3 protein-coding genes are annotated in these 20561 nt (G+C 70.8%); all 3 read right to left on the reverse strand.

Annotated elements, in window-relative coordinates; translation table 11 throughout:
• Positions 1-4: 4 nt before the first annotated feature.
• Positions 5-17593, reverse strand: a complete 17589-nt coding sequence (locus AORI_RS84605; RefSeq protein WP_267283959.1) for a non-ribosomal peptide synthetase — start codon at positions 17591-17593, stop codon at positions 5-7.
• Positions 17594-17643: 50 nt separating this feature from the next.
• A complete protein-coding gene (locus AORI_RS64375) occupies positions 17644-18942 on the reverse strand; it encodes a serine hydrolase domain-containing protein (RefSeq protein ID WP_046199819.1) in 1299 nt (432 codons plus the stop codon).
• A gap of 789 nt (positions 18943-19731) precedes the next feature.
• A complete protein-coding gene (locus AORI_RS64380; RefSeq protein ID WP_016335012.1) occupies positions 19732-20556 on the reverse strand; it encodes an SAM-dependent methyltransferase in 825 nt (274 codons plus the stop codon).
• Positions 20557-20561: the final 5 nt, after the last annotated feature.

The raw sequence follows: 20561 nt of genomic DNA on the forward strand, positions 1-20561 counted from the left end.
GTCCTCACGCTTCCGTTTCGGAGGCGAGGCTCTCGAGCTCGCCCAAAATGAGTTCTTCGACCGTCCCGGCCAGTCCCGCGACGGTGCGCGCGGTCAGGATGTCGGCCGGGGTCAGCCGGACGGCGAACAAGGCGCCCGCCTTGGCCGCGATGTGCAGGCTCCGCAGCGAATCCCCGCCGAGGGCGAAGAAGTTGTCCTCGGCGCCGACCCGCTCCACGCCGAGTACTTCGGCCCAGATCGCGGCCAGCGCCTGTTCGGTTTCGGTTTCCGGCTCGACGTACCCCGTCTCCGGCGCGGCGGGCGCGGGCAATGCCTTGCGGTCGAGCTTTCCGTTGGCGCTGACCGGGATCCGGTCCAGCGCGACGAACGCCGACGGCACCAGATAGTCCGGCAGCCGATCGGCCAGGAAGTCCCGGAGTGTGTCCTGCCCGGCTTCCGACACGACGTAGGCGACGAGTTGCTTGGCACCGGGCTGGTCCTCGCGAACGACGACGGCCGCCTGCGCCACGGCGGGATGCCGGGCCAGCACTGCCTCGACCTCACCCGGCTCGACCCGGAACCCGCGCAGCTTCACCTGATCGTCCGCCCGCCCGAGGAATTCGAGGGTGCCCGCTCGGGTCCGGCGGACGACGTCGCCGGTGCGGTACATCCGTTGCCCGCCCGGGGCCGCGAGGAACCGGTCGGCGGTCAGCCCCGGCCGCTCGCGGTAGCCGCGAGCGAGACCCGCGCCGGCGAGGTACAGCTCGCCCGGCATTCCCGGCGGCACCGGGCGCAGCTCCGGATCCAGCACGCGGGCGACCATCCCGTCCAGCGGGGTGCCGATCGGGACCCGGTCCGGAACCGTCTCGTCCATCGGATGGGCGGTGGCGAACGTCGTCGTCTCGGTAGGGCCGTAGCCGTCCACGACGCGCAGCCCCTGACAGGCACCCAGCACTCGCCGCACCGCCTCGGCGGGCACGACGTCGCCGCCGGTCCACACCTCCCGCAGCCCGGCGAAGCAGTCCGGGCTTTCCTGCGCCAGCACGCGGAACAGGCCCGCCGTGACCCACATCCCGGTCAGCCCGTGCTCGCGGATCAAGGTCCGCAGCCGGTGCGCGTCGAGGCCGCCGTCCGGGGCCGTGACGACGCGGCCGCCGGTGAGCAGCGGTACCCACAGTTCGTAGGTGGTCGCGTCGAAGGCCGCCGGGGAATGCAGCAGCACGCGTTCGTGTGCCCCGCCGCGGAACCGGCTGTCCACGGCCAAGGCCGCGACGTCACGGTGCCGCACGGCGACGCCCTTCGGCGTGCCGGTGGACCCCGAGGTGTACATGACGTACGCCAGCTGGTCGGGATCGACGACGACGGCGGGATCACCGTCCGGCTCGTCGTCCACTGAGGACAGCCGGATGGCGTCCGGATACTCCGTGTCGGACACGACGAACCGCACACCTTCGAGCAGTACCTGCCGTCGTTCCGCCGGGGCGCGGGTGTCGATCGGCAGATACGCGCCACCCGCCTTGACCACGGCCAGTTCCGCCACGACGGTGCCCGCCCTGCTCGTGGCGAGGCCGACCGGTTCCTCGGGTCGCAGGCCGAGCCCGATCAGGCGGTTGGCCAGCCGGTTCGCCCGCCGGTTCAGCTCGGCGTACGTGACCGATTCGCCGTCGAGGACGGCAGCCACCGCGTCGGGCCGGGCGCGGACCTGCTCGGCGAAGAGGTCCGGCAGCGACCGGGCGGGGGCCGCCGTGCCGGTTTCCGTCCATCGCGCCAGGAGTAGTTCGTCCTCCGTGGTCAGCATCGACACGTCGGTGATCGCCCGAGCGCCGTCCACCGTCAGTTCCCGGAGCAGCGTGAGCAGGTGACCGGCCAGCCGGCTCACCGTTTCGGCGTCGAACAAGGCCGGGTCGTAGCCCAGGTCGACGTTCAGCTCACGACCGGGCGACGCGACGACCGTCAGCGGGAAGTTCGTCGTCTCTCGTGCCGACAGATCGCGCACGGTCAGGCCGTGCCCGGCCTCGGCACCGGTGATCGGATAGTTCTCGAACACCACCAGGCTCTCGCAGAGGTTCACTCCCCCGGGCAGCTCCGCCCAGCCTTGGACCAGCGCGAGCGGAAGATGTCCGTGACGGCGTGCCTCGGCCTGACTCGCCTGAAGATCCGCGAGCCACTCGGCGACACGGGCACCACGGTCGATCCCGACCCTGACCGGCAGCGTGTTGATGAAGATGCCGGTGATCGCGTCCACCCCGGTCACCTCGGGTGGGCGCCCGGAAACGGTGGACCCGAACACGACGTCGTCGTGGCCGCTGTAAGCCGACAGCAGCAAGGCCCAGGCCCCTTGCAGGACCACGTTGTGCGTGAGGCCGTGGCGTTTGACGAACTCGTCGAGCCCGCTCGTCGCCGCCTCGTCCAAGCGCACGGGCAACCACTCGGACGAACAGGCGATGTGCCCGGCCGCGGGCGCCCGATCGCCGGGAACGGGTGTCGGCCCGTCGATCCCGGAAAGCGTGCGACGCCAGAACCGTTCGGCGTCGGTCCGGTCGAGGCGGCCCAGCCACGCGAGGTAGTCCCGGAACGGCGGCCTCGTGGGCAGCGTCTGCCCGGCGTAGGCGCCACAGACGTCGGACAGGACGTGGAAGACGCTCCAGCCGTCGAGCAGTGCGTGGTGGAACGTCCACAGCACCTGGACCTCGGTCTCCGACAACCGCACGAGCGCCACGCGCATCAGCGGCGCCTCCGCGAGGTCGAGCCCTTGTTCGCGGTCCTCAGCCAAGAGCCGCTGGAGATCGTGACCGGTTCCGTCCAGCACACGGATCGGCAGCCGTACCTCGCGGTGAACCACCTGCAGCGGCTCCTCGACGCCGGCCCACACGAACGCCGTCCGCAGAACCGGCGTGCGGTCCACGACCCGCTGCCACGCCGTGGCGAGCCGGTCGAGGTCGGTGACGCCTTCGAGGACGAATGTCGCCTGCTCGACGTACATGCCTTGCGCCGTCTGGGAAAGGCCGTGGAACAGCATCCCGCCCTGCATGGGCGTCACCGGGAAGACATCCTCGACCGCTCGGCCGTCGCCGACCAATTTGTCCACTGTGGACTGGTCGAGGGTGGCGAGCGGGAAGTCCGACGGCGTGCGGCCACCGGCTTCCGGTGCCGCGCAGTGCGCGATGATCTCACGCAGCGCGGCCAGCATCCGCTCCGCGAGTTCTTCGACGGTGCCACGATCGTGCCGGGTCTCCACGTGCGCCCAGGTCAGCTCCAGTGTCCCGGCCACGACACGGCCGACGATATCGAGCGTGTGACGCGCGGGAGCGGCCGGATCGACGTCGGCGTCGAGCGCGCCGGTCCGGAACGCGCCCGCCTCGGCGTCCTCGAACCGGCCGAGGTAGTTGAAGCCGATCCGGGGATCGATGGCCGGCGCGGTACCGGTGAGATACCGCAGGGCGCCGTACCCGATGCCCCGCCGCGGCACCGCCCGGAGCTGTTCCTTCACCGCTTTGAGCGCGGCGCCCCAGTCCTCCGGGACGTCGAGCGCCACGGGGAACATGCTGGTGAACCAGCCGACCGTGCGGGACAGGTCGACGTCGTCGAACAGGTCTTCGCGTCCGTGGCCCTCCAGGTCGATCACCGGGGTCTGTCCGGTCCAGTCCCGCAGCACCCGGCCCAGCGCGGCGAGCAGCGCGTCGTTGACCTGCGTGCGATAGACCTCGGGAACCTCCTGGAGCAGCGCCCTGGTCTCCTCGGCGGTGAGCCGGACCGTCACCTCGCCGGTGTCGGCGATCGTGGCCGGTTCGCCGTCGTCGGGCAGCGCCGGGATCTCGCGCCAGTAAGCCAGTTCGTCGTCGAAGCCGCCGGACTCCGCGTGCTCGGCCAGCCGCCTGGCCCACTCCAGGTACGACGTCGTCTTCGGCCCGAGTTCGCCGCCGCGGTAGGCGGTTTCCAGGTCCTCCAGCAGGATCCGCCAGGAGACGCCGTCGACGACGAGATGGTGCGCGGCCAGGGTCAGCCGCCGCCCGTCGAGCACCGCGGCCAGCAACGGCCCGCGTCCGAGGTCGAAGGCGATCTCGTCGGTGAGCAGCTCGGCCGGCCACACCGGTTCGCCGTGCTGGACGCCGTCGCGTCCGAAGCGCAGCCGCAGCCCGTCGTGGTGCGCCCACACGGCTTCCAGCGCACGGCGCAGCGCTGCTTCGTCGACGTCCTCGGTGAATTCCAGCACCACTCGCTGGTCGAACCGGTCCGGCAGGCCGTCGAAGTACCAGTGCTGGATCGGGGTGAGCGGCGCCGTCCCGGTGACCGGCCCCTGTTCGGCGCGCGGCCCGGCGTCGCCGCCGGCGTGGGCGGCCAGCGCGGCGAGGGTCGGATGCCGGAAGACGTCGTGGGGCAGCAGGTTCAGCCCGGCGCGGCGGGCACGCGACACGACCTGGATGCTGAGGATCGAGTCGCCGCCCAGTTCGAAGAAGTTGGCCTCGGCGCCGACGTCCGCGACGCCGAGCACGTCCGACCAGATCCCGGCGAGCGCGCGTTCGGCCTCGGTCGTGGGCGCGGTCCCGGCCGACTTCTCGCCGAAGTCAGGCGCGGGCAGGGCGCGGCGGTCGACCTTCCCGTTGGCGGTCAACGGGAAACGGTCGAGCCGGACGAACACCGAGGGCACCATGTAGTCGGGCAGGGTCCGCCCGAGGAACTCGGCGAGGCCGTCCGCGTCGCCGGTGTGGTACGCGACGAGGCGTTTGACGCCGTGGTCTTCCCTGGTCAGGACCGAGGCCTGGCCGACGCCCGGATGCGCGGTCAGCGCGGCCTCGATCTCCGCCGGTTCGATCCGGAAACCGCGGACCTTGACCTGCTCGTCGGCGCGCCCGGTGTACTCCAGTTCGCCGAGCGGGTTCCAGCGGACGAGGTCGCCGGTGCGGTACATCCGCTCCCCCGGCGGGCCGAACGGGTCGGGCACGAACCGGTCGGCGGTCAGCGCCGGATCACCGAAGTACCCGCGGGCGAGTCCGGCACCGGCGATGTACAGCTCACCGGGCACGCCCTGCGGCACGAGCCGCAGCTCGGCGTCGAGGACGTAGGTCCGCATGTTGTCGAGCGGTTTCCCGATCGGGACGGGACCGGTGACGTCGTCCGGAATCGGATGCGAGGTGGCGAAGGTCGTCGTCTCGGTCGGACCGTAGCCGTCGACGACGACCGTGCCCGGGCACGCCTCCCGCACCCGCCGGACCGCGGCGGCCGGGACGACGTCGCCGCCCGCCCAGACCTCGCGCATCCCGCGGAAGGTCTCCGGGGCTTCCTGGGCGAGCAGCCGGAACAACCCGGCGGTGAAGAACGCCCCGTGGACCTCGTACTCGGCGATGACCCGCCGGAGGGTGTCCACGTCCAGGTCTCCCGGAGGGGCCACGACGACAGTGCCGCCGTTGAGCAGGGGGACCCACAGCTCGTAGGTGGAGGCGTCGAAGGCGGGCGAAGCGTGCAACAGTACCCGCTCGTGCGCGGCGAAGCGCCGGTCGGCGGCGAGGGCGACGACGTCACGCTGGCGTACGGCCACGCCCTTCGGCCTGCCCGTCGAACCGGACGTGTACATCACGTAAGCCAGGTTGTCCGGCGCCGCGCCGGGCAGCGCCACGTCCGCGGTCCGGCCGTCGGGGACGACGATCTGTCCACTGTGGACCACCGACTCGGCGCGGGTCCGGTCGGTGACGAGGATCGGCACACCGTCCAGCAGTGTCTTCAGCCGCGGCGCGGGAGCCCTCGTGTCGAGCGGGAGATACGCCGCGCCCGCCTTGACCACGGCGAGTTCGGCGACGACCAGGTCCGGGGAACGGTCCATGAGCACGCCGACGACGGTTTCGGGACCGGCGCCGAGCGACACCAGCCGCCGGGCGAGCCGGTCCGCGCGCTCGTCCAGGTCCGCGTACGTCAGGCGCACGCCGTCGCCGACGAGGGCGACCGCGCCGGGAGCGCGCGCGACCTGCCGTCCAAAGAGCTCGGCGAGACTTCCTTCCGGCAGCGGATGCGCGGTGTCGTTCCAGTCGCCGAGGATCTGGAGCCGTTCGGCGTCGGTGAGCAGGTCGATGCTGTCGAGCGGACGGTTCAGGTCCTCGGCGAAGGCGTCGAGCACACCCACGAGCTGGTCCGTGATCCGCTCTGCCGTCGCGGCGTCGAACAGATCGGGGTCGTAGCCGACGTCGAGGCTCAGCCGTTCCCCCGGCGACGCGACGACGCTGATCGGGTAGTTCGTCGTCTCGGCGGCATCGACGTCGCGCAACCGCAGCCCGTCCCGCGTCGCCGAATCGATCGGATAGTTCTCGAAGACGACGATGCTGTCGAAGAGGCTGCCGTCGGAACCGCTCCACGCCTGCAACTTCGTCAACGGCAGATGCCCGTACCTGCGGGACTCCACTTGGCGGTCCTGCAAGGCCGCCAGCCATCGCGCGACCGGCGACCGATCGGTGGTGACGCGGACCGGGAGCGTGTTGATGAAGATCCCGGTGATGTCGTCGGCGCCGGTCAGATCGACCGGGCGGCCGGAAACGGTGGTGCCGAAACAGACGTCACGCTCGCCGGTCAGCCGGGACAGCACCAGCGCCCACGCGCCCTGCAGCACGGTGTTCATCGTGAGCCCCGCCTTCCGCGCGGCTTCCGCGAGCCGGGCGGAGCTTTCGACCGGGACCCGCAGCCACTCGGCCGACCTGCTCGTGTGGTCCTGCGCCGTGAGCCGGCCGCGTGCGGTGAAGTCGCCGAGTTCGCGACGCCAGTGGCGTTCCGCTTCGGTGTCGTCCTGGCGGTCCAGCCACGCGACGTAATCGCGGAACGGCGGCCGCTCCGGTAGTTCGCCCCCGGAGTAGGCGGCGAAGACGTCGGACAGCACCCCGAAGACGCTCCAGCCGTCGAGCAGGACGTGGTGGAACGTCCACAGCACCCGGACTTCCGTATCCGAAAGCCGTGCCAGGGTCAGCCGCAGCAGGGTTTCACCGTCCAGGTCCAGCCCCTCGGCGCGGTCCGCGGCCAGGACCTCCTGCCAGAACCGCTCCTGCCCCGCGGCGGAGTGGGCGCGCCAGTCGAGCCGGTTGACCGGGACGGTCACCCGTCGCCGCACCACCTGCACCGGTTCCGGCACACCCTCCCAGGCGATCCGGGTGCGCAGCACAGGAGTGCGGTCGACGACGTGCTGCCAGGCCTCGGCCAGCGCGTCGACGTCGTCGACACCTTCGACGACGAAACCGACCTGCTGGAAGTAGAGCCGCTCGTCCGGCTGTGACAACGAGTGGAACACCATCCCCACCTGCATCGGCGTGAGCGGGTAGAGGTCTTCGACCGCCCTGCCGTCGCCGACGAGGGTGTCCACTGTGGATTGATCGAGCGCGAGCAGCGGGAAATCGGACGGGGTGCGCCCACCTGCCTCCGGTTCAGTGCAATGCGCGATGATCTCCCGCAGGGCCGTCAGCATCGCCTCGGCGAGCCTGTCCACTGTGGACTCGTGGTGGACACCCTCGGTGTAGTACCAGGTCAGTTCGAGTTCGCCGGACTCGACGCGGCCGACGACGTCGAGCAGATGCGCTCGCGCCGAAAGCTCGCTCTCGTCCGATTCCAGCCTGCCCGAGGTGAAGCGGCCGAGGTAGTTGAAACTCACCGCCGGGTCGATCGACGGCGCGGTCCCCGCCAGGTGACGCAGGGCGCCGTAGCCGATCCCGCGTCGTGGCACGGCCCGGAGCTGCTCCTTCACCGACTTCAGTGCCGTACCCCAGTCTTCGGGGACGTCGAGTGCGACCGGGAAGACGCTGGTGAACCAGCCCACCGTGCGGGACAGGTCGACGTCGTCGAACAGGTCTTCGCGCCCGTGTCCTTCCAGGTCGATGACCGGGACCTTGCTCGTCCAGTCCCGCAGCACCCGGCCCAGCGCGGTGAGCAGCACGTCGTTGACCTGCGTGCGATAGGCGGCGGGCACTTCCCGCAGCAGCGCCTCGGTCTCCGCTTCGGGAAGCCGCACGGTGACCTCGCGCATCGAGGCGACCGTGGCCTCACCCTCGCCGTCGACCGGGATCGAGGTGTCCGCCGGCAGGCCGTGCCAGTGGTCGAGTTCGTCGTCGAATCCGCCGCCGGCGGTGTGCTCGGCGAGCCTGATCGCCCACTCCCGGAAGGAGGTGGTGCGCGGCCCGAGGTCGATCGCCTCGCCCCGCAGAGCCTGGGCGTAACCGCGGTCGAAATCCTCGGCGAGCACCCGCCACGACACACCGTCGACGACGAGGTGGTGCACAGCGAGGGTGACGCCATGCTCGGAGAGGTCGAGGCGGATCAGCGGTGTCTCGGCGCCGACAGGACCGTTCTCCTGCTTCCAGCCGTCCTCGTGGGTGAACCGCATCCGCAGCGCGTCGTGGTGCTCCAGCAACGCGTCCACGGCCTTGCGCGCCGCGGCTCGGTCGATCCGCGCAGGTCCTAACCGGACGAACTGGTGGAAGTGCTCCGGATCGGCCGTCTGGGTCGCGAAGAACCACCGCTGGATCGGGGTGAGCGGCACCTCGCCGCTGACCGGGCCGCGACGGACGGCTTCGGTGGCGCTGCGTGCCGCGGCAGCGAGTGCCGCCGGGGTCCGATGGGCGAACAGGTCACCGGGCAGCAGTTCCAGCCCGGCACGCCGGGCCTTCGACACCACCTGGATGCTGAGGATCGAATCGCCACCGAGTTCGAAGAAGTCGTCGGTCGCGCCGACCCGTTCGACACCCAGCACCTCGGCCCAGATCCCGGCGAGCACGAGTTCGCGATCGGTACGCGGCGCGACGTGGTCACGGGCCCCGAAGTCCGGGGCGGGCAAGGCGGTGCGGTCGAGCTTCCCGTTGACGTTGACCGGGAACTTCGCCAACCGGACGAACGCCGCCGGGACCATGTAGTCCGGCAGGGTCCGCCCCAAGAATTCCCCGAGCCCTTCGGTCTCGCCGACGACGTAGGCGACCAGCCGTTTCACCCCGCCGTCCGCGCGGGCCAGCACGGCTGCCTGCTCGACGCCGGGGTGCTCACCCAACGCGGCCTCGATCTCGCTCGGTTCGACGCGGAAACCGCGGATCTTGACCTGTTCGTCCACCCTGCCGACGAATTCGAGTGCCTCCTCGTCGTTCCAGCGCACCACGTCGCCGGTGCGGTACATCCGCTCCCCCGGCGGGCCGAACGGATCCGCGACGAACCGGTCCGCGGTCAGCCCGGGCCGTCCGAGGTAGCCCCGCGCGAGCCCTGCCCCGGCGAGATGCAGCTCGCCGGGCGCACCCGGCGGCACCAGGCGCAAGCCGTCGTCGAGGACGTAAGCACGGGTGTTGTCCAGCGGTGCCCCGATCGGCACGACGTCGGGTACCTCGTCCGGCAGCGGGTGCACGGTGGCGAACGTCGTGGTCTCGGTGGGGCCGTAGACGTCGGCGACCAGGGTCCGCGGGCACGCGGCCCGGACCCGGCGCAGCGCGACGGCGGGGACGGCGTCGCCGCCCGTCCAGACTTCCCGCACGCCGGCGAACGTCTCCGGGGCCTCCTGCGCGACGAGCCGGAACAGCCCGGTCGTCATGAAGACACCCGTCACGGCGTGCGCGGCGATCACCCGGCCGAGCGTGTGGACGTCGAGTTCCCCCGGCGGGGCCAGGACGACCGTGCCACCGTTCAGCAAGGGCACCCACAGCTCGTACGTGGACGCGTCGAAGGCCTGCGGTGAATGCAGCAGCACCCGGTCGTGGGCCGCGAAACGCTGATCGGCCGCGAGAGCGAGGACGTCGCGATGCCGGGCGGCGACGCCCTTCGGCTTGCCGGTCGAGCCGGAGGTGTAGATGACGTAGGCGAGCTGCTCGGGGTCGACCGGCACCACGGGCGAGGCTTCGGGGGCGTCACCCGCGTCCATGACGATCGCGCCGTCGTGGATCTCCTCGGCGATGGACAGCCAGGCCTCATCGGTGACGAGGACGTCCGCCTCGGCTTCGCTCAGCAGCAACCGCAACCGCTCGGTGGGTGCGCGCAGGTCCAAGGGCAGGTAGGCGCCGCCTGCCTTCAGGATCGCGAGTTCGGCCACGACGAGGGCGGGTGACCGGTCCATCAGGAGCGCGACCCGGTCTTCGGCGCGCACGCCGAGCGCGCGCAGCCGGTTCGCCAAACGGTTCGCCCGGACGTCGAGTTCGCCGTAGGTGACGGTTTCCTCATCGGTCACCAGTGCGACCCCGTCGGGATTCCGGCGTGCGCGAGCCTCGAACTGTTCCGGCACCGATCCTTCCGGTATGCGCCGGACTGTGGCGCTGCGCTCGCGGAGCAGGTGCCGGATCTCCCGCTCCGACAGCATCGGTACCCGTGTCACGGGGTCGTACGGTGTGTCCACGAAGCCACGGATCAGCGTTTCGAGGTGCCCGGCGAGCCGCCGGGCCAGATCCGGTCCGATCAACTCGGGGTCGTGGGTCAGCATCAGCGACAGCCGGCGGCCCGGATACGCGACGACGCCGAGCGGGTAGTTGGTGCGTTCGGCCGCGCGGACGTCCCGCACCCCGGCGACGTCCCCCACCGGGTAGTTCTCGAAGACGATGATGCTGTCGAACAGGCTGCCGCCGTCGTCGCTCCAGGACTGCAACCGCGGCAGGCCGACATGGCCGAACCGGCGCGATTCCGCCTGTGCCGCTTGCAGTTCCCGAAGCCAGTCGACGAGGCCGCGTCCGGCGTCGAGCCGGACCCGCACCGGCAGAGTGTTGATGAACAAGCCCGCAATGTCGTCCGCTCCCGGCAGCTCGACCGGCCTTCCCGACACCGTCGCGCCGAAACACACCTCGGATTCGCCGCTGTAGCGGGACAGCAGCGCCGCCCAGGCGCCCTGGACGATCGTGTTGAGCGTCAGGTGGTGCCGTCGCGCGAACGCGTTGATCCGGGCGGTCGTGGTGTCGTCGAAGTCCACCGGCACCCGGGCGGACGAACTGGCGGCGTGCGCGCGGGCGCCGCGATCGCCGGGCAGCGGCGTCGGCGTCACCCCGGCGAGTTCGGCCCGCCAGTGAGCTTCGGCGGCTTCGTCGTCCTGCGCGGCGAGCCATCCGGCGTAGTCGCGGAACGGGCGTCGCACCGGCGGTTCTTCACCGCGCAGCACGGCGAGGACGTCGGACAGGACACCGAAGACGCTCCAGCCGTCCAGTAGTACGTGATGGAACGTCCAGATGACCCGGACCGAGGTCGCCGACTCCTTGGCGACGACCAGCCGCGTCAGCGGGGCACGGGTCAGGTCGAGCCCTTCGGCGAGGTCTTCGGCCAACCGCCGCCGCAACGCCTCCTCCGCGTCCACTGTGGACCAATCCGGGCAGCTCACCGGGATCTCCGCCGAACGCCGCACGATCTGCAGCGGACGCGGTACCCCTGCCCAGACGAGCCGGCTCCGCAGGATCGGGGTCCGCTCGACCACCCGTTGCCAGGCCGCGACGAGCGCACGGGGATCGGGAACGTCGTCGACGATGAAGGTGATCTGTTCGAAGTAGTTGCGATCGCCGGGCCGGGCCAGGCTGTGGAACAGCATGCCCGCCTGCATCGGCGTCAGCGGGTACACGTCCTCCACGTCCCGGCCGTCGCCGACCAGCTCGTCCACAGTGGACTGATCGAGCCCCGCCAGCGGGAAGTCCGACGGCGTCCGCCCGCCCGCGCCGGGTTCGGCGCAGTGCCCGAGGAGTCCACGCAGGTTCTCCAGCATGCCTTCGGCCAACCGGGTCACGGTGACCTCTTCGTGCACGCCTTCCGCGTAGTGCCAGGTGAACTCCAGCGTGTCGCCGGTGACCTGGCCGACCACGTCGAGCAGATGGGGACGGACGCCGCCGGGGTCGGCGGCCAAGGACAGTTCGCCGGGCGAGCCGGTGTAGAGCTCACCGGTCAGTTCGAACTGGCCGAGGTAGTTGAAGCTGATCTGGGGGTCGATGGCGGGCGCGGTGCCGGAGAGATAGCGCAGCGCGCCGTAACCGATGCCGCGTCGCGGGACCGCGCGCAGCCGCTCCTTCACGACCTTGAGCGCGGCGCCCCATTCGTCCGGGACGTCCAGCGCGACCGGGAACAGGCTGGTGAACCAGCCCACCGTGCGCGACAGGTCCACGCCGTCGAACAGTTCCTCCCGGCCGTGGCCTTCCAGATCGATCACCGGGACCCGGCCGGTCCAGTCCCGCAGTGTCCGGCCGAGCGCGGTGAGCAGCACGTCGTTGACCTGCGTCCGGTAGACCTCGGGCACCTGGCGCAGGAGTGACCGCGTCTCCCCGGCGGTCAGCCGCACGGTCACCGCGCGGGCCCGGCCGACCGTGTTCGTGCCGATCCCGTCGACCGGGATCGGCGCGACCTCGGGGATCGCACGCCAATGCTCCAGTTCGTCGTCGAATCCGCCCTGTTCCGTATAGGTGGAAAGGCGTGTCGCCCAGTCCTGGAACGAAGTGGTCCTCGGCCCGAGATCGGCCTTCCGGTAGGCCTGGTCGAGGTCGTCGAGCAGGATCCGCCAGGACACGCCGTCGACGGCGAGGTGGTGTGCGGACAGATGCAGCACGCGCCGTTCCGGAGGACCGGACAACCTCCAGCGCAGCAGCGAATGTCCGTCCTCGACACCGGCTATGCGCAGCCGCCACCGATCTCCGTCGCGGGTGAAGGTCGTGCGCAACGCGTCGTGGTGCTCGATCACCGCGTCGATGGCCGCGGCGAGCGCGACCTCGTCGGTGCCCTTCGCCAGTTCGACCGCGATCGCCTGGTCGAACCGGGCGGGTTCGGAGATCGTGTCGAAGAACCAGCGCTGGATCGGGGTCGGCACGACGTCCCCGGTGACGGGCCCGTGGTCCGGGACCGTGGAGACGCCGGTCAAGGCCGGGGCGAGGGCGGCGATGGTCTGATGCAGGAACAGGTCCGCCGTCGTGATCGACAGTCCCGCCTTCCGCGCCCGCGCGCTGACCTGGATGCCGAGGATCGAGTCGCCGCCGAGGGCGAAGAAGTTGTCCTCGACACCGACCCGGTCGAGACCCAGCACGTCGGCCCAGATCCCCGCGAGCACGGCTTCCCGCTCGGTCCTCGGCGCCGTTCCCCCGCTCGCGGCGGGCTCGAAGACCGGCTCCGGCAGCGCGCGCCGATCGACCTTCCCGTTGGCGTTGAGGGGAAGCGCGTCGAGGACGACGAACGCCGACGGCACGAGATAGTCCGGCAGGGTCCGGCCAAGGCTCTCGCGCAAGGTCCCGGTGTCCACTGTGGACCCTTCCCCGGCCACGACGTAGGCGACCAGGTGCTTGCGGCCGGACCCGGTGCGCGCCGTGACCACCGCCTCCGCGACCTCGGGCCGGGCGGTGAGAGCACGCTCCACCTCGCCGGGTTCGACCCGGAAGCCGCGGATCTTGAGCTGGTCGTCGGCCCGGCCGGCGAACTCGAGGGTCCCGTCGGTACGCCATCGCCCGCGGTCGCCGGTGCGGTACATGCGTTCGCCGGGTGCACCGTGCGGGCAGGCGACGAACCGATCGGCCGTCGCGCCCGGCCGTCCGGCGTACCCGCGGGCGAGCCCCGGGCCGGCGACGCAGATCTCGCCGAGCGCGCCGCGCGGGACCGGCCGCAGTCCGTCGTCGAGCACGTAGACGCGCATCCCGGTCAGTGGGGTCCCGATCGGGATCGTTTCGGGGACCGCTTCCGCGGATGTCATGCGGAACGAAGTCGCGAACGTGGTGGTCTCGGTCGGCCCGTAGCCGTCGACGACCGTGACGCCGGGACAGCTCTCCAGCACGCGGCGCACGGCTTCGGGCGGGACGACGTCGCCGCCCGTCCAGACCTCCCGCAGGCCGCGGAAGCACTCTGGCGTGTCACCGGCGAAGAGCCGGAAGAGACCGGCGGTGAGCCAAAGGGCGGTGACACCGTACCGGGCGGTCAGGTCGCGGACGACCTCCGCGTCGACGTCTCCCGGCGGCGCGATGACCACGGTGCCGCCGTTCAGGAGCGGAACCCACAGCTCATAGGTGGAGGCGTCGAACGCCAGTGGCGAGTGCAGGAGCACCCGCTCGTGCGCGCCACCGGTGAACCGGGGATCCGTGGCCAGCGCGACCACGTCGGCGTGCCGGACCGCCACGCCCTTCGGTACGCCGGTGGAGCCGGAGGTGTACTCGACATAGGCCAGGTTCGCGGGTTCGACCGTCACCGTGGCCGCGTCCCCGGTGGCGGGCAGTGTCAATATCCGTCCGCTGTGGACGGTTGCGGCGGTTCCGTGCCACGTCTCGTCGGTGAGCAGAAGCGACGTGCCGTCGAGCAGAAGACGCAGGCGGTCGGCCGGGGCACGCAGGTCCAGCGGCAGATAGGCGGCACCGGCCTTGAGAATCGCCAGCAGGGCCACCACCAGGTCGGCCGAGCGGTCCATCAGCACGCCGACCCGGTCTTCCGGGCGCACGCCGAGTTCGATCAGCCGCCCCGCCAGCCGGTCGGCTTCGGCACGCAGCTCGCCGTAGTCGAGGCGGTCGTCACCGAAGAGCACCGCGGGGGCCTGCGGATGCCGCTCGGCGTGCTGGTCGAACAGACGCGTGATGGTCGTCGACGGCGCGGGGTCCGGCGACGCAAGGAGTCGGCGGTCGGCCTCGGTGAGCAGCGGAAGCTCGCCCACCGGACGGCCGGGATCGGCAGCGATCCCGGTGAGGAGGGCTTCCAGGCTCGTGGTCAGCCGCTCGATCGTCGCGCCGTCGAACAGCGCGGTGGCGTACTCGACGGTGATCCGCAGGCCGTCTTCCCTCGGCCAGAACTCGACGACCAGGTCGAACCGGGCCGACGGCCGGGGCAGGTCGTACTCCGAAACCCGCAGGCCGGCGGCCTCACGAGGGCGGACCAGCGGACTCTGCAGGACGACCACCGCCTGTACCAGCGGCGTCCGCGACGGATCGCGTTCCGGCTGTACCGCCTCGACGACGCGGTCGAAGGGGACGTCGGCGTGCGCGAACGCCTCCAGCGCCGTCTCCCGGAACCCGGCCAGGAATTCCGGGAAAGGACGGGCGCGATCGATATGGGAGCGCAGTACGAGGGTGTTCACGAAGAACCCCGTCAGCGGCTCCCATTCGGGCCGGTCGCGCCCGGAGACCGCGGTGCCGACGGCGATGTCGCGCTGACCTCCGTAGGCCGACAGGAGGAGTTGCACGGCCGCGGTCAGGGTCATGAACAACGTCGCCCCGTGCGGACGTCCCACCTCGGTGAGGCCGCGGACGAGGTCCGAGGGCAGATCGTGGCGGTGCACCGCGCCGGCCGTACCGCGCTGGGCGGGCCTCGGGCGGTCGGTGGGGAAAGCGAGCGGTTCGAGTCCGTCGAGCGCCGCACGCCAGTAGCCGAGTTGAGCGTCGTCGTCGGTCTGAAGGCGCCAGTGCGTGTAATCGCGATAGCCCGACTCCAGCGGCGGCGGGGTGATCCCGGCGTAGAAGTCCAGCAACTCGCCGGTCAGGATGCCGATCGACCGGCCGTCGGTGACGATGTGGTGCTGGCACAGGACGAGCAGATGCTCCTCCGGCCCCTCGCGATAGAGCGTGGCCCTCGTCAGGGGGCCGCTGCGCAGGTCGAACGGAACGCTCAAGTCCGCCGCCAGCGTGTCGTCGTCCGCGGCGGTTTCCTCGACGCGCAGCGGTATCTCCGCCGTGTCGGCGATGCGCTGGGCACACCCGTCGAAGGTCGTGCGCAGGGACTCGTGACGGGCACAGAGCGCGGCCAGCGCACCGCGCAGGGCGTCGACGTCCAGCGGTCCGGAAAGCCGGAGACCGACCGCGGTGTTGTACTCCGCGCTGTCCCCGGTCAGCTCGTCGAGGAACCACAGGCGCCGCTGGGCGGGCGAGAGCGGTATCACCCGCGTCGGTGGTGCGGCCGGGATCGCGTCGTTCCCGGCGGGCTGCGCCTCGTCGACCAGCCGCGCCAGTCCCGACACGGTGGGCGCGTCGAACACGGCGCGAGCCGACAACGTCACGCCGAAGGTCCGGCGCAGCCGGGACAACGCCTGCACCGCGAGGAGCGAATCGCCGCCCAGAGCGAAGAAATCGTCATCGCTCGCGACGCGGTCCATTCCGAGCACGCCCGCCAGCACGTCGGCGACGGCACGTTCCGTCTCCGAGCGCGGCTCGGTGTCCGTCCGGCTCTCTTCCGGGGGCGCGGGCAGGGCGCGGCGATCGACCTTCCCGTTGGCGTTGAGGGGAAGCGCGTCGAGGACGACGAACGCCGACGGCACCATGTAGTCCGGCAACACCGCCGCGGCCGTCGCCGCGAGATCATCGAGCGCCTCGCCCGGCCGGGGCACGACGTAGGCCACCAACCGCTTGACGCCCGGCTTTCGCTCGCGGGCGACGACCACGACCTCGCCCACGCCCGGCGCGGCGGCCAGCACCGATTCGATCTCGCCGAGCTCGACGCGGAAACCGCGGACCTTGACCTGGTCGTCCGCCCGGCCGAGGAACTCCAGTTCGCCGTCGTCGTTGTACCGCACCAGATCGCCGGTCCGGTACATCCGGCCGCCGGGCACGCCGGGATCGGCCACGAAGCGGTCCGCGGTCGCACCCGGTCTGCCCCAGTAGCCACGGGCCAGACCGGCCCCGGAAAGGTGCAGCTCCCCCGCCGTCCCGGCCGGGACGGCGTTCAGCGCCTCGTCGAGGACGTGGGCGCGGACGCCGTCCAGCGGGCGGCCGATCGGCACGGGGTCCGACACACCGTCCTTTGTGGACATGGGACGCGAGGTGGCGAAGGTGGTGGTTTCGGTGGGACCGTAGCCGTCGGTCACGGTGAGCCCGGGGCAGGCGCCCAGCACCCGGCGGACGGCGGCCGCCGGGACCACGTCTCCGCCGGTCCACACTTCTTCCACACCGAGGAAACAGTCCGGTGCCTCCTGTGCCACGACGCGGAACAGCCCGGCGGTCAGCCAGAGCGAGGTGACCTCGTACCGGCCGACGATGTCGCGCAGCATCTCCACATCCGGCTCGCCCGGCGGCGCGATCACCACCGTTCCGCCGCCGAGCAGTGGAACCCACAGCTCGTAGGTCGACGCGTCGAAGGCGGCCGGGGAATGCAGCAGGACACGGCGGTGCGCGCCACCCGCGAACCGGCTGTCGGCCGCCAGCACCGCGACATCCCGATGCCGGACCGCCACTCCCTTCGGCGTCCCTGTCGAGCCCGACGTGTGCATGAGATACGCCAGCTGATCCGCGTCGACACGTGGAAGCACCACGTCCGGCGGCGCAAGTGACCGTCCCGCGACGACGATGCGTCCACTGTGGATTCGCGCGGCACGCTCCGGCTCGTCCGTGATCAGCACCGAGACACCCGCGGTGGCCAGCACCAGCCGCGAGCGATCGTCGGGGGCGCGCCGGTCGAGCGGCACGTAGACCCCGCCCGCCATCACGATCGCCAGCTCGGCGACGACGAGTTCGGCGGACCTTTCGAGCAGCAACCCGACCCTGTCCTCGGCACGTACTCCGAGCCGGACCAGCCGGGCGGCGAGGCGGGCGGCCCGGTCGGCGAGTCCGGCGTAGGTCAGCCGTCCACCATGGCCGTCCACGGCGACCGCGTCCGGGGTGGAGCGCACCCGCGCGGCGAACAGTTCCGGCAGGGCGACGGCTCTTTCGGCTCGGGGGGCGGCCGTCGTGTCGAGCACGGTCATCTTTTCGGTACCTTCCAGGCACAACAAGCGAACCCACCGAGGTGGGCCAGGGGGACGGGGAGGGAGAAGACGGCTCAGTGACGCCGCGCGAGACGGCCGCCGATTTCGATCGCGGTCGCCTCACCGGGCGTTCCGCGCAGCCGGCCGCACGGTGTCGGGCGCCCGGAGACGGGGTCGAGCACCGTGAACGAGGCGTCGTCGTGGAGGGTGAGTTCGGGGAAGACCTCGCCGTCGGCGACCAGTTCGGCTCCGCCGTGTTCGCCGGGGCGGATCGTGTAGTCGAGGGCACCGTTGCGATAGGTGCCGAAGTCGCCGGCCGCGATCGGGACCGGGCCGGCCGGTGCGGGCGGCCGCCGCCGCGGAAGCGCGATGCCGAGCGCGCGGAGCTCGGCGACGAGGTCGTGCCACATGTCCGTGCCCGCGGCACCGTTCGCGGTGAACGCCACGACGCAGGCACCCGCCTGATCGATCCGCAACTGGCAGGAGGTGCCGTCGGCGGTGCCGTCGTGGCCGAGCCAGACTTCGTCGTCGTCCTCGTAGTGCGCGATTCCGAGGCCCCAGCCGTCGGCCAGACCGTACGGCTCGGCATCGGGCACCCGGCTGTGCATGTCCGCGGCGGTCACGACGTCGAGCAATCCCGGCTTTCCCAAGTGGACTCGGCCGAGTTCGACCAGGTCCGCGGCGCTCAACGCCAGCGCACCGGCGGGTTCGAGCATCGGCGGCAGGGCCTGCTCGACCGGACGGGCACCGGCCGGGCCCGTGGCGCGTCCGTGCCCGGGAACGGTTCTCGGACTTTCGGCGTAGGCGGGCTCGATCTTCAGTGGTCGCAGGAGTATCGCCTCGACGGCTTCACGCCAGGTCATCCCGGTGACCGCTTCGATCAGCGAGCCCGCCAAGGCGTAGCCCAGATTCGAATACGAGAACGCGGTGCCGGGCGGGCAGACGGAAACCGCCGCGCGGATCTCACGCAGGCACGCCCCGGTGACGTCGGCCGGATCGGAGGGCAGGCCGCTGGTGTGGCTCAGCAGATGTCGTGGTGTCACTCCCTCCGCGAGACCGGGATCGCCCAGTATCTCGCCGACCGGCTGGTCCAGTTCGAGATCGTCGTCCGCGATCAGCGCCATCACGACCGTGGCGGTGGCCACTTTCGTGACCGATCCGATCGGTACGGCGGACGACGGGCTCATCGGTCTTCTTCTGTCCTGGTGCTCGACACCGGTCTGGACCACTGTCGTCACGCCGTCGTCGAGTACCGCGAGCTGTGCTCCAGGAACGCCGTGCCTGCCCGCCAAGCCGGCCAGTATCTCTTGAAGCCGTCGCTTCGGCACCGGATTCCGTCCAGTGTGGCCGTACTGTTCCGCCGCAGACCGCATGACCTATTCCTCCCCTGCCACCAGAAAACCGCGATTTGATTGCCGCGTTCCGTACCGCGTCACATTCCTTGTTCCCCCACCCGTGGAACCGGGAGTCCGCATCGGGCCGGAACATCACGCTGCCCGGACCGTGAGATCGTCTGTACCGCCGATGGTGGGAATAACGATTCGACCGAAAAGCGCCCGGCGCTACACAGGGTGGCGATACCGGTCATTCATTTTATTGAACCGGTGTCAATCCGCCGCACATCTTGGAATTACCTCCGGCGGCACACCGGAAGAAGGCATGGACGGGCCAACACATCCACCCGTCGAAGGATGCGTTAACAAGAAATGGATTCCGCTGTTCCGACCGCCGAGCTTGGCCCCCGGCGGGACAATCGCAGGCGTCCTCCTCTCGTCGCTTTTTCCAGCTCAGCCGCCTTTTCCGCATATGAAACACCCGAGACGGCGCCTGCTGGTTCCCCGCGAGCCATCCGTTCAAACGCGAAAATGCGATTAAGCGTCCTCGAAGATCATTTCTCCCGCGCCGACGACACCGCCAACAGCGAAAACAAGAAGGTGATCTTGCCGAATGGGATTCCCACCATGTGAGGAGCACGACCATTCGCACGTGCACCGTATCGTGCAACCTGGCGAAGCGAGTCCATAACGGTGGTTTTCGATCATCGCCGCGCCCGGAAAAACCGGAAACAACGAAGATTCACCCGGTTGCCTGTAACGGTTCCGGCCTTGTCGGCGACGCGACGATCGTCGGTTGCCCGGGTGACTCCTTGCCGGTAAACGGGGTCAGCGGGTGCGTGCCACCCCGGCGAGGCCGCGCGACCGGGCGGCGTCCTTACCGGCGCCCGGGGTGTCGGGGTGCCATTGCGGCAGCCACACCAGGCCGGGCTCGACCAATTCCAGGTCTCCGAAGAACTCGGCGATCTGCTCACGCGAGCGCATGATCGCGGCGTGATTGGTCCGGCGCCCGTACTCCCGCGCCACTTTCTCACCGGCGCTCCGCGTCTCGACATCCTCCGGCGCGACATGAATATGCGAGACCGCCAGGAAACTGCCCGGCGGCAGCATCGTGCGATGGAAACCGAGCGCGGCGTGCGGATCCTGCTCGTCGGGCATGAAATGCAGCAAGGCGACCAGCAGCAGCCCGATCGGCTCGGTCCGGTCGATCAGGCCCGTGTCGAGCACGCGGTCCCACAGCAGACGCCGGTCGAAGAAATCGGCGTCCAGCGCCGCGTGCCGGTTCGGGTCCGCGGTCTGCTCGAGCAGGATCTGCGCATGCGCTCGGGCGATCGGTTCGTTGTCGATGTAGACCACCCGGCATTCGCCCGGTGCCACCTCGTCGGCGACCTCGTGCACGTTGCCCTGTGTCGGCAGCCCGGAGCCGATGTCCACGAACTGGCGGATCCCTTGCCCGACCATGAAACGGACGGCACGGCCCAGGAAGGCCCGGTTCGCGCGGGCGAAATCCCGGATCTCCGGCAGCACCGCGAGCTGCTGTTCGGCGAAGGCCTGATCGACCGCGTAGTTGTGCGTGCCGCCGAGCAGATAGTCGTACACCCGCCCCACCGAGACCCTGTCGACCGAGGAGGCCACACGGGCGGCGTCATCCATGCTCA

The organism is Amycolatopsis keratiniphila, from assembly GCF_000400635.2.
GTDB lineage: Bacteria > Actinomycetota > Actinomycetes > Mycobacteriales > Pseudonocardiaceae > Amycolatopsis > Amycolatopsis keratiniphila.